General features: G+C 56.3%; 28 protein-coding genes and 2 pseudogenes. 16 read left to right on the top strand and 14 right to left on the bottom strand.

The genetic code is table 11. The features are described 5' to 3' along the window. Positions 1 to 2: 2 nt before the first annotated feature. The 7 genes from AB4P92_RS21525 to AB4P92_RS21495 form a co-directional block, all read right to left on the bottom strand. On the bottom strand, positions 3 to 683 hold the full coding sequence (locus AB4P92_RS21525) for a phage virion morphogenesis protein (RefSeq protein WP_395598122.1): 681 nt from the start codon (positions 681 to 683) through the stop codon (positions 3 to 5). Then, positions 673 to 1,122 carry a phage tail protein gene (locus AB4P92_RS21520; RefSeq protein WP_395598121.1) on the bottom strand — a complete coding sequence of 150 codons (450 nt, stop codon included), beginning with the start codon at positions 1,120 to 1,122 and terminating at the stop codon, positions 673 to 675. Before AB4P92_RS21520 ends, AB4P92_RS21525 begins: the two co-directional genes overlap by 11 nt. Further along, positions 1,119 to 1,595, bottom strand: coding sequence for a hypothetical protein (locus AB4P92_RS21515; protein WP_395598120.1), 477 nt, complete (start codon positions 1,593 to 1,595; stop codon positions 1,119 to 1,121). Before AB4P92_RS21515 ends, AB4P92_RS21520 begins: the two co-directional genes overlap by 4 nt. 8 nt (positions 1,596 to 1,603) lie before the next feature. Next, the gene (locus AB4P92_RS21510) at positions 1,604 to 2,065 is read right to left on the bottom strand and encodes a head completion/stabilization protein (RefSeq protein WP_395598119.1); all 462 of its coding nucleotides are present in this window, start codon (positions 2,063 to 2,065) and stop codon (positions 1,604 to 1,606) included. Between the two features lie 99 nt (positions 2,066 to 2,164). Further along, positions 2,165 to 2,878 carry a phage terminase small subunit gene (gene gpM / locus AB4P92_RS21505; RefSeq protein ID WP_395598118.1) on the bottom strand — a complete coding sequence of 238 codons (714 nt, stop codon included), beginning with the start codon at positions 2,876 to 2,878 and terminating at the stop codon, positions 2,165 to 2,167. Beyond that, positions 2,875 to 3,897 carry a phage major capsid protein, P2 family gene (locus AB4P92_RS21500; protein ID WP_395598117.1) on the bottom strand — a complete coding sequence of 341 codons (1,023 nt, stop codon included), beginning with the start codon at positions 3,895 to 3,897 and terminating at the stop codon, positions 2,875 to 2,877. Before AB4P92_RS21500 ends, gpM begins: the two co-directional genes overlap by 4 nt. Before the next feature lies 1 nt (position 3,898). After that, positions 3,899 to 4,816 carry a GPO family capsid scaffolding protein gene (locus AB4P92_RS21495; protein ID WP_395598116.1) on the bottom strand — a complete coding sequence of 306 codons (918 nt, stop codon included), beginning with the start codon at positions 4,814 to 4,816 and terminating at the stop codon, positions 3,899 to 3,901. A 162-nt stretch (positions 4,817 to 4,978) separates the two neighbouring features. Between AB4P92_RS21495 and AB4P92_RS21490 the strand changes: the two are divergent. From AB4P92_RS21490 to AB4P92_RS21480, 3 genes and pseudogenes are all read left to right on the top strand, one after another. Then, positions 4,979 to 6,782: pseudogene (locus AB4P92_RS21490) on the top strand (terminase large subunit domain-containing protein); the annotation flags it as partial. 115 nt (positions 6,783 to 6,897) lie between these two features. After that, a complete protein-coding gene (locus AB4P92_RS21485) occupies positions 6,898 to 7,833 on the top strand; it encodes a phage portal protein (RefSeq protein WP_395599689.1) in 936 nt (311 codons plus the stop codon). A gap of 65 nt (positions 7,834 to 7,898) precedes the next feature. Continuing rightward, positions 7,899 to 8,216, top strand: coding sequence for an ogr/Delta-like zinc finger family protein (locus AB4P92_RS21480; protein WP_395598115.1), 318 nt, complete (start codon positions 7,899 to 7,901; stop codon positions 8,214 to 8,216). A 62-nt stretch (positions 8,217 to 8,278) separates the two neighbouring features. Here AB4P92_RS21480 and AB4P92_RS21475 read toward each other — a convergent pair whose 3' ends face one another. Continuing rightward, on the bottom strand, positions 8,279 to 8,476 hold the full coding sequence (locus AB4P92_RS21475) for a hypothetical protein (RefSeq protein WP_395598114.1): 198 nt from the start codon (positions 8,474 to 8,476) through the stop codon (positions 8,279 to 8,281). A gap of 99 nt (positions 8,477 to 8,575) precedes the next feature. Then, positions 8,576 to 9,028: a helix-turn-helix domain-containing protein gene (locus AB4P92_RS21470; RefSeq protein WP_395599688.1), complete on the bottom strand. Its 453-nt coding sequence runs from the start codon at positions 9,026 to 9,028 to the stop codon at positions 8,576 to 8,578. Here AB4P92_RS21470 and AB4P92_RS21465 point away from each other — a divergent pair. From AB4P92_RS21465 to AB4P92_RS21425, 9 genes are all read left to right on the top strand, one after another. Continuing rightward, positions 9,012 to 9,224 (top strand): DNA-binding protein, encoded by a 213-nt coding sequence (locus tag AB4P92_RS21465; RefSeq protein WP_395598113.1) that lies wholly within the window; start codon positions 9,012 to 9,014, stop codon positions 9,222 to 9,224. The two genes, AB4P92_RS21470 and AB4P92_RS21465, sit on opposite strands and share 17 nt — an antisense overlap. A 29-nt stretch (positions 9,225 to 9,253) precedes the next feature. Beyond that, on the top strand, positions 9,254 to 9,733 hold the full coding sequence (locus AB4P92_RS21460; protein ID WP_395598112.1) for a YmfL family putative regulatory protein: 480 nt from the start codon (positions 9,254 to 9,256) through the stop codon (positions 9,731 to 9,733). Next, a complete protein-coding gene (locus AB4P92_RS21455; protein WP_395598111.1) occupies positions 9,730 to 10,095 on the top strand; it encodes a hypothetical protein in 366 nt (121 codons plus the stop codon). Before AB4P92_RS21460 ends, AB4P92_RS21455 begins: the two co-directional genes overlap by 4 nt. 73 nt (positions 10,096 to 10,168) lie before the next feature. Beyond that, on the top strand, positions 10,169 to 10,420 hold the full coding sequence (locus AB4P92_RS21450) for a hypothetical protein (protein WP_177031608.1): 252 nt from the start codon (positions 10,169 to 10,171) through the stop codon (positions 10,418 to 10,420). Next, entirely contained in the window at positions 10,420 to 13,122 is a 2,703-nt protein-coding gene (locus AB4P92_RS21445; protein WP_395599687.1) for a toprim domain-containing protein, read from the top strand. The genes AB4P92_RS21450 and AB4P92_RS21445 overlap by 1 nt, the downstream gene beginning before the upstream one ends. Positions 13,123 to 13,127: 5 nt before the next feature. After that, on the top strand, positions 13,128 to 13,418 hold the full coding sequence (locus tag AB4P92_RS21440) for a hypothetical protein (protein WP_395598110.1): 291 nt from the start codon (positions 13,128 to 13,130) through the stop codon (positions 13,416 to 13,418). A gap of 95 nt (positions 13,419 to 13,513) precedes the next feature. After that, on the top strand, positions 13,514 to 13,777 hold the full coding sequence (locus AB4P92_RS21435) for a hypothetical protein (protein ID WP_395598109.1): 264 nt from the start codon (positions 13,514 to 13,516) through the stop codon (positions 13,775 to 13,777). Beyond that, a complete protein-coding gene (locus AB4P92_RS21430) occupies positions 13,774 to 14,469 on the top strand; it encodes an HNH endonuclease signature motif containing protein (protein WP_395598108.1) in 696 nt (231 codons plus the stop codon). The genes AB4P92_RS21435 and AB4P92_RS21430 overlap by 4 nt, the downstream gene beginning before the upstream one ends. Continuing rightward, a complete protein-coding gene (locus AB4P92_RS21425; RefSeq protein ID WP_395598107.1) occupies positions 14,462 to 14,704 on the top strand; it encodes a hypothetical protein in 243 nt (80 codons plus the stop codon). Before AB4P92_RS21430 ends, AB4P92_RS21425 begins: the two co-directional genes overlap by 8 nt. A 556-nt stretch (positions 14,705 to 15,260) precedes the next feature. On the opposite strand, the gene AB4P92_RS21420 is transcribed toward AB4P92_RS21425, so the two are convergent. Then, positions 15,261 to 16,202, bottom strand: a complete 942-nt coding sequence (locus tag AB4P92_RS21420; protein ID WP_395598106.1) for a tyrosine-type recombinase/integrase — start codon at positions 16,200 to 16,202, stop codon at positions 15,261 to 15,263. A gap of 384 nt (positions 16,203 to 16,586) precedes the next feature. Between AB4P92_RS21420 and AB4P92_RS21415 the strand changes: the two are divergent. The 3 genes and pseudogenes from AB4P92_RS21415 to AB4P92_RS21405 form a co-directional block, all read left to right on the top strand. After that, positions 16,587 to 17,348 (top strand): annotated as a pseudogene (locus AB4P92_RS21415) (tyrosine-type recombinase/integrase); the annotation flags it as partial. Positions 17,349 to 17,613: 265 nt separating this feature from the next. Continuing rightward, positions 17,614 to 18,054: a hypothetical protein gene (locus AB4P92_RS21410; RefSeq protein ID WP_042560940.1), complete on the top strand. Its 441-nt coding sequence runs from the start codon at positions 17,614 to 17,616 to the stop codon at positions 18,052 to 18,054. Between the two features lie 1,103 nt (positions 18,055 to 19,157). After that, positions 19,158 to 19,592 (top strand): hypothetical protein, encoded by a 435-nt coding sequence (locus AB4P92_RS21405; protein WP_123595698.1) that lies wholly within the window; start codon positions 19,158 to 19,160, stop codon positions 19,590 to 19,592. Between the two features lie 236 nt (positions 19,593 to 19,828). Here AB4P92_RS21405 and AB4P92_RS21400 read toward each other — a convergent pair whose 3' ends face one another. Both AB4P92_RS21400 and AB4P92_RS21395 read right to left on the bottom strand, forming a co-directional pair. Beyond that, positions 19,829 to 20,089, bottom strand: coding sequence for a DUF6429 family protein (locus AB4P92_RS21400; protein WP_210554963.1), 261 nt, complete (start codon positions 20,087 to 20,089; stop codon positions 19,829 to 19,831). 94 nt (positions 20,090 to 20,183) lie between these two features. After that, positions 20,184 to 20,471, bottom strand: a complete 288-nt coding sequence (locus AB4P92_RS21395; RefSeq protein WP_115147797.1) for a hypothetical protein — start codon at positions 20,469 to 20,471, stop codon at positions 20,184 to 20,186. A gap of 293 nt (positions 20,472 to 20,764) precedes the next feature. Between AB4P92_RS21395 and AB4P92_RS21390 the strand changes: the two genes are divergently transcribed. Further along, positions 20,765 to 21,094 carry a hypothetical protein gene (locus tag AB4P92_RS21390; RefSeq protein WP_047303032.1) on the top strand — a complete coding sequence of 110 codons (330 nt, stop codon included), beginning with the start codon at positions 20,765 to 20,767 and terminating at the stop codon, positions 21,092 to 21,094. A 13-nt stretch (positions 21,095 to 21,107) separates the two neighbouring features. Here AB4P92_RS21390 and AB4P92_RS21385 read toward each other — a convergent pair whose 3' ends face one another. After that, on the bottom strand, positions 21,108 to 21,746 hold the full coding sequence (locus AB4P92_RS21385; protein ID WP_261735974.1) for a hypothetical protein: 639 nt from the start codon (positions 21,744 to 21,746) through the stop codon (positions 21,108 to 21,110). An 86-nt stretch (positions 21,747 to 21,832) separates the two neighbouring features. Further along, positions 21,833 to 22,582, bottom strand: coding sequence for a hypothetical protein (locus tag AB4P92_RS21380; RefSeq protein ID WP_395598105.1), 750 nt, complete (start codon positions 22,580 to 22,582; stop codon positions 21,833 to 21,835). Positions 22,583 to 22,683: the final 101 nt, after the last annotated feature.

Raw genomic sequence — 22,683 nt, 5'->3', positions numbered from 1 at the left:
CGTTAGCGGGGAGAATTAAGGATTTGTTGCAGCACCAGGTTCACCAGCGCGCTGGTTTCGGACTCGGTACCAGGGCCGAGAAACTGGCGCTTGGGAAGCTTGATTTCCCAGCTTTGTGCACCAGAGGTCTCGGCTTGTTCGTCGTCCAGGATGCGAATCAGCAGACCGGCCTTGGCGTAATTCACATGCTCTTTAATCCACGCCACGGACGGGCGTGTGAGCGTCTTTTTGCCAACCTGACGGACCTTGAAACCGAGACGGCGCAGACGCTTGGCCTGCTTTTCAGTCGCGGCCAGGCCTTCGGGCACCTTGTTCCACTGGCGCATCTGGGCGGCGGTGCGGCGTTCGGAGACGCCGTTGTGTTGTTGCGAAGCCACCCAACGGGTCAGCGCGTTACGCCAGCCCAGTTCGGCTTCGTCAGCATTGACGCGGGTGACCTCGAGCAGCTTGCCCAGGCCGGCTTCCATCTTCTTTTTGCCTTTGGCCGAACCTTTGCGGGCCTCGAACGGCGTGCCGTCCAGGTTCTGCTGGTTGCGGATCCGCTGTCGGCTCAGGCTGCGCACGCGCTTGCTGACGTTGTTCAGCAGCCGGCGGCGCAACTGCGGCGGCAGATTGAGCAGGGCGAGCTGTTCTTCCGCACCCAGCAGGCCACGCACGTCCAGGTCGAAAGTGCTACGCGCCATCGCCGATCACCTCGCCTTTCTCGGCCACCCACAGCTCGAACGGCACGAACGCCCAGGTCTCGCCGAAGGCCTCGATCTCGCCGTCCGGATCCTCGGTCAGGTATTGCGGCTCGATGAACTGCAGCTTGATGTCGACGTCGACCAGGCCCAGCGCATCGTCAGACACGACGACGTCGAACACGGTCGCGGCCAGGCCATCACGGTCTTCGTCGTTGTTCTCCAGCCAACTGCCGACCAATGCCATCAGGCGGGCCGATTCGCCTTTGAAACTCTCGAGCACGATCGTGGCGCTGTAGTTCACATTGCCCATGTGCATGCCCTTGGTGTCGGGCTTCCAGATCAGTTCCAGCTGCACCTGGTCGGACCAGCTATCCAGATGCTCGGGCGCCACCAACTGGCGTTCGGTGAGATAGGCGGTGAGTGCCTTCAGCTTGATCACGACTGGAACTCCCCGAGCATGCTCAGTCGGAACTCGCCCGGGGACATGAATGCGCGATGATCGTGGACAAGTTCTCTCAAGAAGTCCGGGAGCAAATGCCGCTCATGTCGGTAGCCATTCGCTTTCAGCAGCTGCATAAGGACGTCGTCACTTGCTGGAATCACACCGACCACTCGCAGGTGTTCCGCCGTGGTTGCGTAGTAAGCGCCGTCGCGAACAACCACCGACTTCTGGAAGTCAAATTCGTCGTAGATCCAGATAGCTGCGTCAGGATCAATGCCAAACGGCAGAGGGTCGCCGTCCACAATCACTGTCACGCCGGGAAGACACATGCGTGAGTCAGCCGCGCAGTACTTATTGCAGATGACATAGACGACGGACTTACCTTCGGCAGCCAAGTGCCTCGCTATTCCAGTCAGACGTTCAGTCTTGCCCGTCTGACGGCCGGAGATTTCGAGGTAGGCGATTTTCACGACCTGGCTCATAGCAGCGCCACCGAGATGCGCCCACGACCTTGTAGCGAGCGAACAGCCTGCTGACTGAAGGCCAGGAAGGTTTCCGATCGCTCCGGGGCTTCTTTACCGGTGTTCTCGGCGCTTTCGCGTCGGCTCACAGTGGCGAACTGGGTCAGCAGGCTGGCTTTGGCGCGGCAATACACGGCGCGCTTGTACGTCGCTGCTTGAAATGTGCGCTCCGGCAGCACCATAGGGTCAGCAGATTCCACGCTGGACACGCCTGCGGATTGCCAACTGGCTTTGAGTTTGGCCAGGTCGTTATTGACCTCGACCATAGCCATGGTCAAATCAGCGACCAGCAGCTCGCCCAGGTATTCACCAGGAAGGCGATAGGCCTTCTGAAACTCAGACACGGAAAGGTCAGGCCAAAAGCCGTCGTTGCCGATCTGCTGTTCCACATAGGTGGTGGTTCTGCCTGTAAAGCTCATTGCTGGGCGCTCGAATAGGGCGGGAAAACTGGTGGTGGTGAGTCGACGGCCATAAATGGCTGACTCACTTCCACAGTTTCCCGCTGGGGGGGTAGTCGGTTATTCGGTGCCGTTGCCGGCTTGTTCTTTTGCCATGGCCTTGCGGGCCCCTTCCAAGCGCGTGCCCACGCCAATGCCGTCGTACAGCGCCTCGGCACGTTCGAAGTGGCTGATGGCTTTGCCAAAGTCGCGCTGATCCAGGGCGAGAATCCCGATCTGCTTGTGGTAGCGGGCCGGAATGCGCTCAAAGAGCTGCCATTCGCCGTCCACCAGGTGCAACAAGTCGGACAGGTAGGGTTCGGGACTGCGACCGGCCTTGTATTCGGCTTCGGCCCAGTCGATCACCTCGTCCGCGACGAAGGTCTGCACGTTGCGCTTGAAGCGCTCCGGCAGTTCCTGCCCCTGGGACATAGCGAAGTTGGCCAGCTCCAGCCCCGCGCCGAACTGGGCGGTGTCAAACAACCAGACCAGGACCTGCATCATTACCGGGTTCGGAAAACTCAATTCGGAATCACGGTAACGCTGCACATAGGCCAGGTACTTGGGCAGCAGTTCGTCACGCTTGAGCTGACGACGTAGCTCGTGGTTGTCCATGGAGCTAATGCGCTCCAGGTCGACATTCAGAGCATCCATCTGCAGCTGCAGGTGCTTCTTCGCATTGGCAGGGCTGGAGAGCGCTGTTTCGGGCGAATAGGCCATGGCTTTGGCACCGACGACAGCGACTGCTGGGCCTTCGGCTTTCATGCGGCGCTTATGCGCCAGTGCCAGGCTCACGCGGTCACCAGTTCGACGTTTTCGGTCATCGCAAACTTCTCGAGCTGCTCGATCACATAGCCTTCATTACGGCTGGTGTAATCTTCGACGCGGGAGCGCTTCGGATTGTCGATGGTTTGCTTGCGAAAGCTGGTGTCCTGGAAGTAGAGCGACAGGTTGTCGAAACTGGTGACCACCACGGTGTCGACCGGGAAGAACGGGAAGCTAAAGCTCGGCAGACCGCCATAGGTCGCAATGACCTGAGCCTCTTCAATGCGCTCTTTCTCGGTCGGCACGTCGCCTTGCTTGGCGTACAGCTTCGCCTTGTCGGCAGCCAGCAGGTCAGAACCGATGATCGCGACCAGGTCGCCGCCATCACGCAGGCGTTCGTCCACCATTTGCTTGGTGTCATGCACCAGGGCGTCGAGGTTCGCGTAATCGCCACCTTCGCCGAGGGTCACCTTGCCGGCCTCCAGGCCTTGGGTCAGAACCTGCGCGGGGATCTGCTCCCGAGCGATCTGCAGCCAGCCCTTGTTCACGTCCTGCAGCATCGGATATTCAACGATATCGGTCTGCACAGCGGCTTTAACACCGTGAAAGCCGACCATGATGCGGTCCAACGCGATTTGTTTCTGCACAGCCGCGGAGTACTTCTGATGGAAGTCCGGGAACTTCGCCCAGGCGTCGATTTTGGCGTATGGCAGGCTAACGTCGGACTCGGTGGAAAACAGCTCGTATGTGTTTTCGTCGAGCGCCGAGCCGTCCTTAGCTTCGCGGTCGGTGGTCTTGGTGTTGGTGCGGCCGGTCACAGGACCGGAAACGCCCAGGAACACCTTCTGACCTTTGATCTCGCTCACGCCAATGACGTTGATGCGCAGCAGGAAGTCCGACTTGGCGGTGATCGCCTCGTTCAATTCCTGGGCAATCGAGGGTTCGACGTTGAACATTTTCCGCGCCAGATCTACGCCGTAGGTTTCGGCGATGTCGAGCTGCAGTTGTGCATACATCTTTGCGCCATGAGCGCTAAGGGACTGAGCCATGTCAGAGCACCCGCTTTTTGGTGTCGGTGGAGCCAGTGGTTTTCGGCAGGACGCGACCAGCCGGGGAGTTCTTCAGCTCGCTGAACTCTTTTGTCAGCGCTGCCAATTGGGCTGCCAGAGTCTTGTTTGCATTGGCCTGGCTTTTGCTCTTGAACTCGTTTTCGGCGCTAGTCACGACCGTATCGACTGCCGCCTGCACGTCTTCGACCAGTGCAGCTTCAGGTTCAGGAGCTGCGGCGGCAGCGACTTCGATCACGGCGTCCAGCCCTGCGACGATGATCAGGAGTTGATCGCGCAAGGCCTTGAGGGCCGTGCCGGTGGTTTGATCCATTTCGTTGTTCTCTTCGGTAGTTTTCGGGGTGGTTTCGTCAGGCACTTCGTCAATACCGAAGCGTTTGAACAGGCCGCTGAACATGCTGAACAACTTGGCCATGTCGCCTTGAGGCTCTTCTTCTCGCAGGGAACCGAGGGGAACGGAGGCTGCGAAATGGACCGGTTGACCGGTCTTGCGGGAAAAATAGAGTTCTTGAGTACCGAGGCTGGACGGTGAATCGGTCACAGCCAGGCCAACTAGGTAGGCTTTGCCGGTGTTGGCAAAGTCCGGCAGGATCTCGATACTCGAAAACAACTTCTCGCCCTGGTCGTTAAGCGCGAGCAGCTTGTCGTTAGGCTTCAGTTGGGCTTCCAACGCCACTTGGCCAGGCTCTAGGCCTTCGCTTTCTTCTACGAGGCGTACCGCATAGACCGTGCCGTAGGAACCTGGCCAGCGCTCGTGTTCAGACCAAATCGATGCCGTGTACTTGGCGGTGCTGTACGTCTCAGCAATGTCACGCAGTTCCTGGGGAAGGATTACGCGACCGTCAACGGTCGGGCCGCTGGTGGCGACACGTTTCCAGAACGAAACAAGGGAACGGGGCATGGGCGTTAACTGCGCTCAATCGGTGATTTGAGCCGCCACGATAGGGAGCCGATCAGCCCCAAACAAACGGTTAACTTCTGATGCATTCTGATTTTCGGAATATCAGAAGAACGCGTATTTTAACTCCGCGTTTCAGTCGTTTTCGCCGCATAGACTGCGGCCATGCCATACGCCCCCGAACTAAAAGAAGCCGCCAAACGCCTTTATTTACGCCGCTGTAAGCCGCGTGAAATTCAGGCGCAGTTATCCCTGCCCAACATCCGGATCATTTACTACTGGATCCGCCAGGGTGAGTGGGACGACATGTTGTCGGACGAAGAACCGCTGACCGCCGTCAGCCGGCGCATCACCCTGCTTCTGGATAAACCCGGCAGCCTGACCAAGGGTGAACTGGACGAGCTGACGCACCTGACCACGATCCGCGAACGCCTGGCCAAGCAATGCGCCAAGCCCGCGCCGATGCCGGCGAATGATCCACAGGAGGACGGTGGCCAGCGTCGTGACGAGCAGCGCAATGAGCGTCGGGACCGGGGCGATCGCGGCGATAAGGGTGGGAAGAAAAAACAGAAAGCGCCGAAGAACGACGTCAGCGGCCTGACCGAAGTGGACTTTCTCGACAAGTTCATCAGCAAGATGTACGGCTACCAGAAAGAGCTGTACGCCGCCAAAATCAACCCGCTGACGGCGCGGATCCGTAACATTTTGAAAAGTCGCCAGGTGGGCCTGACCTACTACTTCGCCGGCGAAGCGTTCATGGACGCCGTGCTGACCGGCGACAACCAGATATTCCTGTCGGCCAGTCGCGCCCAGTCCGAGATCTTCCGTAGCTACATCATCTCGTTTGCCCAGGCATGGTTTGGCCTGGAGCTGACCGGCAACCCGATCGTGCTCAGCAAGGACGGCAAGCCGTGGGCCGAGCTGCGCTTTCTCAGCACCAACAGCAGCACTGCCCAGGGCCACCATGGCCACGTCTATGTCGACGAATATTTCTGGATACGGGATTTCGAAAAACTGAACACCGTGGCCAGCGCCATGGCGACCCATAAGAAGTGGCGCAAAACCTACTTCTCCACGCCCAGCGCGGTGTCGCACCAGGCCTATCCGTTCTGGACCGGCGAAAAATTCCGCAACAGCAAACGCAAGATTGCGAAAGACCCATGGCCCAGCGACAAACAAACGTCTGCAGGTTCGCTCTGTCCGGACGGCCAATGGCGCAAGGTCATCACCATCCTGGATGCGATCGCCGGCGGCTGTGATCTGTTCGACCTCGAGCAGCTGCAGCTGGAGTACGACGACGACAAGTTCGAACAGCTGTTCATGTGCAAATTCATCGACAGTACCCAGAGCGTGTTTGCCCTGAGCGACCTTGAACGCTGCTACTCCGACCTGTCGTTGTGGACCGACTACGACCCTGACGATCCGCGCCCCTTCGGTAACAGCCCTGTCTGGATCGGCTACGACCCGAGCCGCACCCGTGACGATTCGACCTGCGTGGTCATCGCGCCGCCCCTCGAGCCTGAAGGTAAGTTTCGGATTCTCGAAAAGCACAGCTGGCGGGGGCAGTCGTTCAAGTACCAGGCCGAGCAGATCAAGCGGCTCACGGAGCGCTTCAACGTCCAGCACATCGGCATCGACACAACCGGCATTGGCCACGGTGTGTTCGACCTGGTGCGCGACTTCTACCCGCGTGCGACTTCGATCCATTACAGCCTCGAAACCAAAAACATCCTGGTGCTCAAGGCACAGGACACCATCGTCGGCAGCCGGATCGAATGGGACGCCGGCTGGAACGACATCGCCCAGGCCTTCCTGACGATCAAGCGCGGCACCACCGGCAGCGGCCAGATCACCTACAGCGCATCGCGCACCGACGCCACCGGTCACGCCGACGTGGCCTGGGCAATCATGCATGCCCTGGCCAACGAACCCCTCAACACCGACAAAAAACAACGTAGCCGCTACGTGTTCAGCAACTAAAGGCCACCATGACGAAGCGAACAGTCAAAGACCAACCGACTCAACCCAAGCAACCGACGCGGTCATTCGCATTCGGCGATCCCGAACAGGTTCTGGTCGGCAGCATGGGCAACTACCTGGGCGTATTCGCGTCGGAGGATGGCCGCCTGTACAAGCCGCCGGTGTCACGTCTGGGGCTGGCTAAGCTGCTACGGGCTAACGCACACCACGGCGCAATTCCCAAATTCAAACGCAACCTGTTGCTGCGCGAGTTCATTCCTTCCCAGGGCTGCAGCGTGGCGACCATGGGCCGCGCTGGACTGGACTTTGTGGTGTTTGGCGAAGCGTACCTGTATCGCAAGCCCAACATGCTCGGGCAGATCCTGGAGCTGGAGCACCTGCCCGCGATCAACATGCGGGTCAAGGTCGACGGCGGGTATGTGATGTTGCTGCCGGACGGCAAAGAGATGGAGTTTGACCGGGACGAGATCGAGCACGTCCTCGACTACGACGTCGAGCAGGACATCTATGGCGTGCCCGACTACCTCGGCGGCATGCAGGCGCTGTTGCTCAACGAAGCCGCCACCCTGTTTCGCCGGCGCTACTACGCCAACGGTGCCCACGCGGGTTACGTCTTCTACACCAACGATCCAAACCTGACGGAAAAGGACGAAGAGAACCTGCGTGAGCAGATCTCCGGCAGCAAGGGCGTGGGCAACTTTCGTTCGCTGTTTCTGAACATCCCCGGCGGCGCCGAAAAGGCCGTGCAGATCATCCCGGTGGGGGATTTCCAGGCGAAGGACGAACTGGAGAAGGTCAAGAACATCACCCGCAACGACGTGATCGCTGCCTGGCGAATGAACCCCGCACTGGCCGGAATCATCCCGGAAAACAGCGCCGGCTTTGGCGATATCGAAAAGATCGATCGGGTGTACACCAGCAACGAAATTCGTCCGATCTGTCAACTTTTCGACCAGGTGAACGAGACCTTGCGGGAAGACAGACGAATCTCCTGGAAGGAACCAGAAACAGCAGTTGAAAAAGCTACAGGAAGTGTCTAGAGCAGGAAATACCACTACAAATTATGGCAAAATAGTGGCAATTGGCTGCCCCTGGGGAGGGACACATGCGAGTTACTTGTAAATGCGGGCACAAGGGAAAAATCAAGAACAGCGTAAAGACATCAACGGATTTCAGGACGCTGTATTGCTTTTGTTTAGACCCTAATTGCGGACACCAATGGGCCGCACATCTGACTTTTTCTCATACGACCCACCCGTCAGCACAGATGGTCAACCAGTTGTTGTTTGGCCGTTTGAAGGAAATGCCCAAGGCAGAGTTGCAGGAAATGTTTGAGCAACTCGGGGCACAGACTACGGCGCAAACTGCCGACTCGCCCAGGGCGAAACAGCGGGAGCTGTTCGATCAGCTGGGGGCAGCGTGATAACGCGGGAACGCCAGCCGCAGGGGCCAGCGCCTGAAGCAACGTAAGGACAAGCGAGGTGGTTAGGTGATTGCTTTGTCGATGTCAGGGCCGTCAGGGACTTCCGAGAGTACTTCTGTCATCCGCCTCACCCGCTGCTGATCTTCGTCAGACATTCGCCGGTAAAGCCTAATCAACCGCAGCTCCAATGCGGTAATTGGCTGCCAATCATTTTCACGGGACTCGTTGTAACTGCCTTCAAATTTAGCGCGATCCAACATGCGTACTGCTCCATAGGTGCATGAGTGAATCGACGTTATCGGGCGGTTTAGAGCCTTAGGACAGAGGAGGCGCCAGAGGTGTTAGCAATTTGTCACAGCCTAATTCAGGCCACGCGCCTCCATCACCGCCATGGCATCGAGCAGGCGACGGATCGTTTTCTGGTCGTCTTCCGGGATGCTTCGATATTTCTTAATAATCGAATCCTCGAGCGCGTCCAGCGCATCGCCACCAAGGGTGCTACGCACACCACTGAGAATATATGGGGCGTCGAAACCCAGGTCTTTTCCGACGACGCTCAGGTAGGACGCAGGGGCGTCACTTGCCCCGGACTCATAGTTCCCCTGGGTTCGTTTGGAAATGCCCAGCCTTTCAGCCACTTGATCTTGTGTCAGGCCTTTTTCACTACGCTGCTCGCGCAGTCTTGCGCCTATCTCTTCGGACAGAGTCAAAATATTTCCACTTTTCATATTTACATTGGCAGTTTTTTGCCACATCCTTTGCATCACATCACACGAAGTTGCAAGGAATTGCACTATGCCGAACAGCACCATCAACGAGCAAGCCCGGCGCGAAGCCCGAGAAGCTTTGGAACGAAAAGGCCAGACAGCGAAAGACTTCGCTGAGAAGCACCAATTGAATCCCAGCACCGTCTACGCAGTGCTGAGTGGCCAGAGCCAGTGTCGACGCGGGGAGGCACATCGAGCCGCCGTGTTGCTGGGGATCAAAGACGGCGTGATCGAACAGTAATAGCACTAAGCCACAGGGAAAAGCAGAACATGAATAGTTCAGTTCTAAAGACTCGCCGGGAAGTTGTCAGCGCCATCATCTGTAGTTACCCAGGTGGACGGGAATGCGCGGCAGCTCGGATCGGCTTGGCATTGAAGAAGTTCGATAACCACGCTTACGAGAACAACAACAGCCGCCCGCTTAATGATGCCCAGCTCTATCAACTGGAACAGGAAGCCGGCACACAGCATTTGCCCAACTACGTGGCGGCCATGTACGGCGGTTTGTTTGTTCCGGTGGCGGACCCTGAGAGCTTGGACAACGTTGAGATGTACACCCTCTCGGTAAACGTCGCAGCCAAGCGCGGGTGTGTTGACCAAGAAATTGCAAAGGCATTGGCGGACGGTTGCATTTCCGAAATCGAAGCGGAACACATCCTCAATGCCCACAACCTGCACATGGCAGCACGTCACGCCGAAGTGCTGGCGGCCATCGACCTGTACCGCAACAAATCAGGGGCGTCCCAATGATCGGCCTATCTGCAGTACAGGAATATCAGGACGTGCTCAAAGCAGCAGCGCTTGTGTTTTTGGAGCGTCATCACTGCGAACACCTGGGCGACGATCAGCAGTTGTTCGACCGCGCCGTGCAGCACCTGGTCAGCGACTATGACGTGCTCACACAGACCGCTGAAAAACTAGTGCATTTGGCTTGCAGTGATATGACCGCCATTCGCGATCGGCAGCGCCTGGACATCGTCAGCAGCACGTCGACGCACACCGTCATAATCGACCCGGCCACCGGTAACGCGTGGGCCGTCCCGGTCAGCTTAATCTACGAACGCATTCTCAACGCACCGGACAACGGTCGTTTCCGCGTAGCCGCGCCGTAACTCCCAACTAATAAATCCGCCTGCCCCACTGCCGTGGGTTTGGGTGAGCTGCGCCCGAATTTGAGGTTTGACGATGGAAAACGCCATGAACATCAACGCAAAACTGACGCCCGATCAGGCGAAGGCGCTCTTGGCCAGCCTGCGCGAGCAATACCGTCTCAGCTTCAACGACCTCTGGTACGCAGACCAGTACCGCCTGATTCCCGATGGCCTGCGCCACGGATCGATTCTTGCCAACAGCCCTGTGATGGCCGCTCAGAAACACCTGATCGGCGCCCTTACCCAAAGCCTCGGCCTCAGCCTTAAAGCAGCGAAAAAATCATGATGAATGAAGATATCCGAACTCAAGTACTTCAGCGGCTGGAAGACGACTTCGGCCTGAAGTTACGTGTAGGCACAAACTACATGCGAGGCGGCGTTTGCCCTGCCTGCAACAAGAAAGAGCTGTATGCCCGCCACGACAAGCCCTGGCAGATACGCTGTGGTCGCCCAGAGCGCTGCGGTCATATCGAGCACGTAAAAGAAATCTATGAGGATCTGTTCGAGGACTGGAGTAAGCGAGCGCCGGCAACGGACAACGATCCGACCGTAACGGCCCGTGCGTACTTGGAATTCGCCCGGGGCTTGAACGCCGGAGCTATGACCGGTTGGTTCACCCAAGAGAACTACGTCAACCACGAAACGAACGAGTCCAGCGCCACGATTCGATTCACCCTTCCGAACGGTGGCTATTGGGAACGTCTGATCGATCGTCCTGCCCGCTTCGGCAAGATGAAGGCCCGCTTCAAGCCCAAATATAGCGCCCAAGGTGAATGGTGGTGCCCGCCGAGTGTGGACCTGGCCACCGTCAAAGAGCTGTGGATAGTCGAGGGTATCTTTGACGCCGTTGCCCTAGTGCAAAACGCCGTCGATGCGGTGTCAGCCATGTCGAGTGTGAACTTCCCGATCGAAGCTTTGAAGCAACTGCTCGAGCAGCGTCCGGGCAATCTTCCCACTCTGGTCTGGGGCCTAGACAACGAACCGACTGCACGCGGCTACCTGTTGCGCTGGGTGAAACAGGCACGCGAGATGGGCTTCACGTGCAAGGCTGCGCTCATTCCGCAGCGGGATAAGAAAGTCGATTGGAACGACCTGCACCAGCGTTGGCAGTTCGAAGAAGAAGGTAAGGCCCGCAACGACAAGCGCAAGCGTGATTTGGATGCTGCGCGCCATGAGGGCGAATTGCTGCTGGCTCCCTCGCCGAAAGAGAAGGCGCTGCTGATCTACACCTGGGAAGAAGGTTTCCCAGAATTCGCCTTCAACTTCGGCAACCAGACTTACTGGGCAAAGTTCGATCTATCGAAGCTCGAGGAGGAACAGAAATCACTGGCCACCAGCGAGGACCATGAAGACCAGCAACTCAACGACAAAGCAGCCCGTCGCAAGGCGCTGCAGAACGTTTGCAGCCTTAAGTTGCTCGCCAACTGCCGGTTTGAAGCGCTTTACAAACAGGTGAACGACGTTACCAACGAAGCATGGTTCTACATTCACGTTACCGGCATCGATCAGGATGATGGTGAAAACTGGACATTCACGCCCAAACAAATTTCGTCGAGCAGTGAATTCAAGACACGACTCATGTTCTCTGGTGGGACATGGATGGGCACTCAGAAACACCTGGATCAGATCATCATCCGGCAGACCCAAGGCCTGAAAACCGTCGAAACCATTGACTTTCTGGGCTACAGCCGCGATCACAAGGCGTACATCTTCAACGATGTCGCCATTCAAGGCGGTTCAATCTACAAAGCCAACGACGAGGACTATTTCGAATTCGGCAAACAGCGCGTCAAGTGCCTCATGAAGTCGGTGAAGCTCAAGATGGCTTTGGACAGCAAGGGCTATCGCGAAGACTGGCTGCCGAACCTTTGGACGGTTTTCGGCGAGAACGGCATTCTGGCCCTCACCTACTGGTTTGGCTCGCTGTTCGCCGAGCAGATCAGGGCAGAGCATGAAAGCTTCCCGTTCCTGGAAATGTCGGGCGAGCCCGATTCGGGCAAGACCACGCTGATCAAATTCATCTGGAAGCTGTTCGGGCGGATCTATGAGGGCTTCGACCCGGCCAAAAGCTCGTTCTCGGGCTTGAGTCGGGCGATGGGCCAGGTGGCTAACCTCCCATTGGTACTCCTCGAGGCTGACCGCAACACCAACGAGGACAATACAAAGGCCTTCGAGTGGGACCAGTTCAAGGACTTCTATGGCGGCGGCACCCTGCGTACCCGGGGCGTCAAGTCCAACAGCAACGACACCTACGAGCCGCCGTTTCGCGCGTCCATCGTGATCGCTCAGAACGCCATCGTCACCGGCCACGAAGCGATCATCAGCCGTATCGTCCGGCTGCCGTTTCTCAAGCCGGTGATCACCGATGAGAGTCGCAAAGCGGCCGATGCGATCGTCCAGACCGAACTGGAACACGTCAGCCACTTCATGGTGAAGGCAATGCGCGCCGAACCGCAGGTGCTCAAGCGCTTCGCCGAACTGTATCCCAAGTACCGCGCCGAGCTTTGGGCCAGCCGTAACTTGGCATCCGATCGGGTCATCAAGAACCACAGCATGATGCTGGCCCTGCTGGACTGTCTGCAGCTTGTCATCGCCATCCCAGACCACATGGTCCAGGCCTGCCGCAAATACCTTCTGAAAGCGGCCAACGAGCGCCAGGCGGCGATCAGCACGGATCCGAAGGAAGTGAACGAGTTCTGGCAGGTGTTTGATTACCTGGAATCGCTGCCTTCTGCACCGATGGTCAACCACAGCAAAAAGGCCGGCGTGATTGCCATCAACCTCAACCAGTTCGCCGAGGTCGCCCTGGAACACCGCCAGCGCATTCCGGACCTGGCCGTGCTGCGACGCCTGCTTAAAGACTGCCGTGCTCACCAATGCTTGGACACTCAGAAACGAGTGGAAAGCGCGATCCGTGCCCGGCAGCAGGACATGGCACCAACCGCCCACATCCCTTCCACCATGCGCTGCTTCATTTTCCGGGAGTAGCCGCCATGCAGATTCAAGTGATCAACGATCGGGATCGAGACAGCGCAATCGCAGAGATACGCCGGCTGAACGCGGTAATGGCGCAGTTTGGAGATGAAAGCCGGACGGTCTTCGCCGAAGCGTATGCCCTATGCGGGCTGGTAGATGCGTTAGAGGTCCGAGCCAACCGTGGCCATCGGGAGATTCTCGTCTTGGACTGCACACCTGCGCAGATTCAGGCCGTTCTGGAATGGCAGTCTTGGGATGAGGTCGGGGAGTTTGAGGATTTGGTAATTCACCTGGTGCGGAAGGCTTGAGCCTAGCCACCAGATCCAGCACCGGCGATCGCCGGTAAAGAAAGGCGTCGAGGGGAGGCAACCCCTCGGCACCAACCACCACTGAGGGCAACACCATGCAAGCACAGCACCAAAGCAGCAGCGCCCCGAAGGCTATCACATCACCGGCCGGCGGCGTGCAGGAGGCTCGTCACTTGATGGCCATCCGCATTGTCGGTACCGCACTTTTTGACTATCAGGTGCGCAAGACGCCAGACGCTCGGATCCGCCTCGAATCCCTAACCACCATGGCCCACCTGCTCGGTGACCTCACCGCGAACGAGGCTGCTGTGGTGGCCCAGCTGTTGGCCAAGCCCACTCTGTTTGGAACTTCCGTATGAACCCGATTGCACAACAAGCGTTGGAGCGTGCAAGAGCAAGCACTGCTGAAGCGAAACAAGGCCGGTCGACCACCCGCCGGCGTTTCTGGACAACGGCCGAGGTTGCGCACCTGTCCGCCCTGTATCACGACACGCCGATGACTCAGCTTCAGGAAATGCTTGGCCGTCCAAAGTCAGCGATCTATGGCAAAGCGAAAGAGCTCGGATTGAAGCGCAGCGCCGAGTTTCTGGCCGGCGAGCATTCCGGCCGTCTTCGTAAAAGTAACAACCCCGGCGTGGCCACTCGCTTTCAAAAAGGACACGGGACCTGGAACAGAGGTAAGCCATTTGCCGCAGGCGGCAGATCTGCAGAAACACAATTCACCACTGGCCGGCTACCGCACAACCATGTCCCGATCGGGACGGAAGTCATGGCCACGGACGGGTACCTGAAAATCAAAGTTGCCGAACCCAATACGTGGGAGTGGACACACCGACGAAATTGGGAAGCGGTCCACGGACCTATAGCGACCGGTTTCCTCCTGGTTTTCAGAGACGGTGACCATAACAACTGCAACGTCGAGAACCTTGAATTGATAACCCGGGGCGAACTCATGCGACGCAACTCCATTCACCGATACCCGGAAGAACTCAAATCTACTATTCGCCAACTCGGCAAACTCAAGCGCGCAATTGAGGCCGCTCATGAATAACAAAATGACGGATCTACGAAATCACTTGTTTGCCACTTTGGAAGCTCTTCAAGACGAAGATAAGCCAATGGACATTGAGCGGGCGAAGGCAATCGCCGAAGTAGGGAAAGTCTTGGTGGACTCCGCGAAAGTGGAAGTCATGTTCATTAAGGCAATGGACGGCGACGCCAAAAGTACCGGCTTTATCGAGTCTGAAAAGGAACTGCCGAACCACCACCGAGTGACGCACCAATGACCAACTCGACCACGCCAGCAAGAGAAAGAATCCGGCCTGCAATGGCCAGCCAGCGGCTTGATCTGCCCAGCGTCTGCGACATCTGTGGTTTTTCTCGCTCGACACGCCGACACAAGAGCTGCAGCAAGCTACGTCAGCAACGGAAAGCAGAAGAATGGGCTGTCCTGATGGCGGAGAAAACTGCTGCTCGAGCAGCTCGGGAGAAACGCTATGTCAGGTGAATCGCTATCAGCGCCGGCAGATCTGCTCAGCTCGATACAAGAACTGATTCGGCAGTTGCAACGTCCGGCAGTAGCGGCTGAACATGAGCTGTGGACATCACAGGACATCGCGGCGTACCTGAAGCTATCCACCTACACAGTTGAACGTAGAGTCGTTGTTCAGCCTGGCTTTCCCAAAAGCGTACAACCTTGCGCCACCGGAGCAAAAGCCGCGAAAAGATGGTTCGCGGGGGAGGTGATCACCTGGTTGCGGCAACATCGCGCCAGATTACCGGTAGCAAGGCGATCGAGAGAGCTTGCATAACCCTTGAGCCTGCGCATTCCGCAGGCTTTTTTCATCCTAATCGTTGGGCCAATTCCGAAGCAGTTGCGTTGTAATAAATCATCAACGACTTCAAATCCTTGTGGCCAGTGATACGCGCCAGATCCAGAACATCTACTTTTCGGGCAAGCCGAGTAATAGCCTCATGTCGCGTGTCATGGAACGTCAGTCCTTCAATCCCCAGCTCGTCGCGGATTTTCCGGAACATGGTGTCTGCCGACGCCGATTCGAGCCGGAACAGTCGATCTTCAGCGCCCTTCCCCTTATACAGCGGCTCCAACAGTTCCCCGGCTCGCTTGCTCAGAGGTACATTCCGGCTTGAGCCATTCTTTGTCATGGGCAGCCGGACGTAACGCTCCCTTAGATTCACCCACTTCGCGGTCATGCCTAAGATTTCCCCCTGCCTCATTGCCGTTTCAAGGGCAATCAGAAACGCATATGCCAACTCTTGAAGCAGCGTCACCGGCGGTTGCCCTTCGACATAGCCGAGCCGGTTAAGGAGTGCGCTGATCTCACCTGGGGAGACTCGGCGTTCGCGGGGTGGCCCATTACTCGGCCGCTTGGCATCACGTACAGGGTTCACCAAGCACGTTTTCCACTCCCTTCTGGCGAGCTCAAAAACGGATGACAGAAGGGTCATCTCACGCCGAACTGTCGCGGTCTTCACCACCTTCAATCGCGCATCACGCCATTGAGCTACTTGCTCTGACGTAATGGTATCCATCAGTTCCCCGACCCACTCGAGCTCCCTGTCGAACTTATCCAAACGCAACTCCTCCCAGCGTTGGCCTGCCTTGCTGGGTGATACATCACGCTTATATCGACGCAGAGCTTCCGAAAGAGTCATCGACACAGTCGTGCGCGACTTCCCGCTCTGCGCGAGGATTCCCGCTTCACGAGCCGTTGCCCAAGCCACCGCCGCCGCTTTTGTTTCGAAGGTCTGGGAGTCACGCACACCTAGCTTCGCGACCTCTGCTCGCCAACCACCGCTTCGTTTCCTGTAAGAAGCCACCACACCCTCCTGGCGTAAAAATGGCGTAAAGGCTATCACGCAGATGCAGGATCATGCCGTTTACTGTCTTCTTTCAAGACCGATGCAGCCCAGCATAACCGGGCATCGCAGGCGATTGCCGTGTGTGGTACGTTACTGTCGCAGTTCGACCGTTGCCCCCTCGGGGCACCACATAGCAGTATCTGAGAGTCTCTACCAGTCTCTCAGACCCAAAGAAACCGGCCACTTAGGCCGGTTTTTTTATGTCTGGCTATCTACCTCTGTATCCCTTTATCCCTTTATCCCTGCTTGTATCCTGAGAAAAATACCGAACTTTGGGATACATGGATGAAGCGCGCAGATATCAAGCGTCGGCCTCTCGCAGATACCACACTCGCGGGACTGGAGCCGGAATCAAAGGAATACCGAGAGCTGGATGGAAATGGCCTCTACTTCAGGGTCAAACCTGATGGAGGTAAATCCTGGCAGCTCCGCTATAAACGCCCGGCGGGTAATTGGGCGTGGATGGGGCTTGGGGGTTACCCAGAGGTAAGCGGCGCGCTAGCGAGAGACAAAGCTGCCGAACTACGCAAAGTAGTGAGCAGTGGTGCTGACCCCCTCGAACAAAAGCGATCAGCTAAAGCGGCAATAGATGCAGCTAAAACTCGAACCTTCCGAGCGGCTGCTGACGCTTGGTTAAAGGCGAAAGAAGAAAAGGGTCTGGCTCCGTCCACACTCAATAAGATTCGCACGTACCTCGACAAGGACATTCTTCCAGCGCTCGGAGACAAACCTCTCGACGAAATAACCCGTACAGATTGCGCGGACCTGCAAGCATCCATAGAAGCGCGGGACGCCCACAACGTAGCGGAAAAGTGTCGCACCTGGGTCAATCAGATATTCGGTCGAGCCATCGGTTTAGGCTTAACCGAGAACAACCCGGGAAGCCGGCTCCGCGATATCGCAGCTCAAGCACCGAAAACTCAACAGCACCCTCATTTGTTGGAGCCTGAGCTTGGCGACTTTCTGAACGCGCTGCGACATACACCAAGCAGACTGACTGCTCGAACAGCAGCGTGGCTGTGCATATGGACGGCATCGCGACCGGGAACCCGCGGGACTGTGCTAGCGAAAAGGTACCCATCTTAGTGAACAGGTGAACCGGGTGAACTCACAGTTCACCAGTGCAATTGGGTAATTGCACAGACTTGCCCACCCATTTGCATTCGACCTGACCAGTCATTTGCATCGGATTTGACCAGTACGAGCCGTCGACATGACCGGTAGAGAACGACCCATAGCAGCGGTCTGAGCTGGCATCGGTTAAGATCCTCAACGTCTTTTCGACAATGCCGACTTTAAACGAGGGAGTTCCATGACAAGGATGGCCGCTGTTTTCACTTTACTGAGTTGTATGGCTTCGGCCTCGGCATTGGGGGCGTCTAGTTGTCCGTTCCCAGAGGGGATGCAGGCGTCTATCGGCGCATCGAAGCAGGTCATCGAGGCCAGACACGCCGGTGTCGCTAAGGATGATCTGCTCACCAGGATGTCGCCAGGGCTCAACGGGCAGATGTCCCAGCTGTTAAACAATATCGTCGACGAGGTTTACGATCATCCGGCTCTGCTACCCGAGGTGTATGCGGCCTATCGGTTCGAGCACTGCTTTGTTTCGCAGCAACACGCTGAGCAGGTGGCGGCCATGAAGTTTGCCGATGCCTATCCGCTGCTGAAGAAATGCGAACAGTTGCACCCAGAAGGGACCCGACCTCCTTGTGCAATGCGCGTAGTGCATACGGTGACCGGAATTCCCGAGTAAACCATCCGGCGCAATCGATTCATTGACGTGTTAAGTCCTTAGCCAATCTGTTGCGTCAACCAGTTGAATCCACAACCCCAAGCGGACGATTCACAGAAAGTGTAAAGCGAATTTTGCGCGCTTTTTACTGAGGCACTAGCTCCGACCACAAAATACTGCGCCCGATCCCCCTCATTAGCGTTCCGTAGTCTTCAAACTTACCGACGTTGACTTCCTCTTGTCTTTTCCAGGTCGCTTCACATTCCTCGCAGACCCACAGCAAGATATTCGTAGAGCGGATACGCATAGCTTGGACTGAACCTTGACCGCATCTTTTGCACTCAACCGGCATTCGAATAATCTCGACTTATTTTCCGACGCAAACCAGACCGAAGTGTCCGCCTTTGGCCGTTCTCTGCCAATCAGCAACACAAAGGGGCATCTTTACCATCGCGGTAACGATGCCACTTTTTCGTCAGGATCCTTTCAATTTCAACGTTGAAATTTCAGTAAGGTGGGATGTCTGTCGCTAGCAAGATGTCGCGGGTTTCCGACACCGTGTTAAGACAAAAGTCTCAGGGGCCCCGGCAGCTTTTACAGGACTGAAGCGTGTTAAGTTACGGAAAGGCCACGTTTTTTGGAGAGGCAGGATGGAATCAGCTCGGGATAGGTACACAAAGGAAATTGTAGAGGCTGAAGATTTATGGATGCTTCCACACGTTGACAGGGATGGCTATGAATGTAGCGGGTGCAAGAAACCCGTTTACCCAGCGTCGTATCTCAAAACTAATCTAAAGAGGCCGCACTTCAGCCTATTCCCTAAAACGGATCATGTAGAAGGTTGCGACGTAGATGGGGAACGGAAAACCGTTGCAAGCGGCCGCAAAGGTAGCGTTCGCAATGAATTGGAAACCAGCCCAGGCTTGTCCCCTTCGAGATTGATCCTTAAGGACGAACGTACTTCAGTAGACACTACCTTGCCAAAGTCACCGGCACAGACTGGTAGCAAGAGCACCACCCGTACCAATTCGGATGATGGTACTACGCGACCAGCCGGGCGAAGACCGTCCAACACGATCCGGCCGATTTGTCGGGCGTTCATCAATTTCCCCTACGACAGAAACATGTCCTTAGACATTCCCGGGATCGAGGACAAGACGTATCTGACTGCCTTCAAAAAACTGGGGGCTGCAAACGCAGGCATTGAGCAATTTTCTCGTTCAAAAGTTTTCTATGCGGAGCTGGCCTGGGCCAAGGCTCAAGCAACAGATGATTCGTTGGTGATCCAGCTTTCTGCTGGTGAATGGAACTCCGAGCGACAGCTAGTGCGCAAATACATGCTTCGCATCTGTTGGTCCCAGTGGTCCAGTTACAAACGGACGAAGGTACAGAATGAGATGGAGGTCGTGCGCGAGGAAGGTATCAAGGAGAAAAAAAGCAAATCCAAAAAACGCGCCTATGCATTTTTCATCGGAGAGCAAGACGAACAAGATCCGACTTATTTCAACGTCACCGATCATCGCCTTATCTGCGGCTTGGTCGCTGAGCTCAGCTGGTAAGCACCGAGCAGATCAGGCATCATCAGGGCAGCAAAACTGAATTTGTATCCCTGCTTGTATCCCTAAGTGCATAACTTAGCTGCAAGCCACGGATTATATGGATGCCTACAGTCTCCCTCGGGCACCAAAATCAAGAAAGGTCTTGCTTAGGCAAGGCCTTTTTTTCGTCTGTAGAAAACTGGTTGCCCTCGGCTAGATGATTTTCAGGTGCATCCAGCCGATGAAGCCGCATGAGATCAGGTCTCAGGGCTGGAAGCGGGCTCAGCTTGTGCACTCCCCCCAAACAACCGCTCAGCTATCTTCCGACCTCGCTGCATGCCTTCATCTGTCAACCAGATCGACTTGTTCTTGTTCACCGGATTACTGATGAAACCCTGCTCATGCAATCGGTTCATGATCTCGAAGTCGAAGCCTTTCCAGGCATTGCCGTCATCTGAACTTAAGGCTGCCAACAGGGCGAGCACGGCATCCTCCATCAGCTTGTCGTCGTATTCCATGGTCGTAACTCCGCTTGTGTTCAACATCTAACGTCGAGTTTGTGGGTGGCACAACTCCGACCGGGCCTGTACCCGTAACCCTTATCGAACGGGGCTATTTAATTCTGCATCTCTCAACATCATCCTGCGTTCTCAGCGCCGTATCGAGCCCCAGTCGATACCGACAGTAATCGATGATCATTTTTCGCTCCTCGTCCGTAAGCCGTTCCACTTGCCTGATCTCCCCGTCGTTGGCGTGGATGTTGTGAAACCTCATCTGCCACGTCGGATGCTTTTTGATAAACAGGATGGTTTCAATGTCACCGTCTTCAAGGGCTTGGTAGTAGCCGATGTAGAGAATAGCCCCCATCACGAGCGCCGCCCCGATCAGTAACTTTTTCATCGTTGCGGTGCTGATGGTGGCAACTGCCGCGTTTTGGGTTTGGTTATTTGTGCGAATGGTGTTGCCATACATGACTCCCTGTCAGCGGTTTTAGCGATGGAGAATTTATCAGAACTGCTTTGAATGCAGCGTCACCACTCTCGAGTCCTGGCTGTACTGAAGTGGGCGGTATCGTTGTTGATCACTCCCCCGAATGCAGTCGGATACGTATAATCGCGCCCGTCCCCGGTGCAGCGTTGGCTGCCCCCAGAACCCTCATCTCTCGTTACGAAGGACATCGCAAAAGGCACCCCATGGAAACGTCACTGGAAACAGTCGCCCTCTTCTCCCTCAAGCTCGCTTACGAGGAAGAAGGCCTGAGCCCGATTTTGCGGGACGACATGGTCATGGGTGATTACCAGAAGGATATTTTCGAGTTGCTGGTGCGGCGGGGTGATGTCGAGACCATTCAGTTGAAGATGAACGAGTGTCTTGGTCTGGCAATGGACGCCTTGGGCGGTGTCGAGAAACCGTTGGGGCGTGAGCTGCACAAGTTGTCAGCCGATTTCAGCCAGGCGCAATCGCTGGAGCAGCTCGATCAGCCGCTCCTTGCACTTAAGATTTACTTGAAAGACATTCTTTGAGATTCAAGCGTCATCAGGCGCGGGAATAACTGGCTTTGGGATCTTCATGAGTCCAATAAAGGTTATAGGCCAGAAATATTGCAAGCAAAAGCAGCATGACGGCAATTGCAAACATTCCGAAAAACGCTGTGTCATTTTTAGTTAACGAACTTTTGGGTACCTCTGTGAGTGGCGACAACTCAACCGCTCCTTCGGAATGGACTGAAGATATTTTGTCCAGCGCCTTCTCCGCCGAATCATTCAGCCACGCCCTGATATAGACCGATTCTCCAGGGGCGAGCTTCTCAATGATCACGTTGGCTCCACCCCGGATTTCATAGGCCTTGGATCTTTCGGGTTCGACGGTGATCAGTCGGGCTGTCGGGAAGGTCACTCGGATGTCAGCCGCCGATTTATCGCCCTCATTATGCAATCCGGCGTAAGCAATGGAATTTATTCCGGAGTACTTGACGACGTCTGAGTAACTGGCTTCCAACAACTTTCTGTCACCGCTCTCATCGAAAACAGATGTCAATGAAGGGGGAAAATTGAAATCCGAGACACTGTACGCCAATGACACTTCTGCCTTTGGCACTTTATAAGTAGCGTACCCTTGGTACAACCCGGACAAAACAGCAGCACCCGCGATTATGTTCCATATGATCTTTAACATCGACGCTCCACCAACTCATTACATTCATCTTTTTACAGGAGTTCTAAGGTAGCAACTCCTGGAAAACAGTTACCCAGCCACACTAGCTAACGCAGTAACTTCAGCACCCGAATGTCTGTCGGGAAGCCATCCGCGCCTGCAAGCTTCTTCCACCCCACATACTGAAACTCGCCTTTCTCATCAATGTAGTCACCCTTCTCCACCGCTCGACCGCCCACCACCGCCACGCGCTTTACCTCGCCACACCCACCATCCGACGGCCGAACGGTGTAGACCACATACGGCTTCACATAGTGCGTGGCGCGGAAGTACTGGCCGCAGACTGCGTCGACGGTGATCAGCATGGTTTTCAGGCGTGCTTCGCCTTCGGTGTCTTCGTGCAGTTTCAGGAAGGAGATATCGCCGACGTCGCTGAAGCCGAGGGAGCGGGCGCGTTGGTATTCGGGGGAGTTCTGGTGGGCGATTCTGCCTTCCTGTACGCCACGCTCCATTTTGGCGGCGAACTCGGCTTTGCCTTGGGCAATCGTCGCTTCGGCCTGGGCGGCGACGTTTTCGCATTGCGCGAATTCGCGGGAGCCGAGGTGTTGCGGGGCCAGGTTCGAGCGGCGCTGAGCCATGGACCGCAGGCTGCCTTCCAGATCAAACATCACCTCAAAAGCACCCGGAACCCGACCGCTCTGGACGTCGGCTATTTTTTCCTGCATTCGCTGGCAATTGGCGAAGTAATAGTCCCAACTGTTTTGCGGATTTTCTTGCACTGCGGCGATGGCCGGGCTCATGCCTGCGGCAAAAGTGAGTCCGCAGAGCAAGCGTAAGGCTGACGTGATAATCGACATGTGTAGTCCATTACGGGAATCAAGTGAGTGGCGCGACGCTACTATTTTGCTATCTTGCCGTCCACTGTCGGTGAGGGTGCCAACAGCCTCAAGCGGTGTCG

The organism is Pseudomonas sp. A0308, from assembly GCF_044218815.1.
GTDB classification, from domain to species: Bacteria; Pseudomonadota; Gammaproteobacteria; order Pseudomonadales; family Pseudomonadaceae; genus Aquipseudomonas; species Aquipseudomonas iridis.
This window is presented reverse-complemented; position numbering and strand designations above follow the sequence as displayed.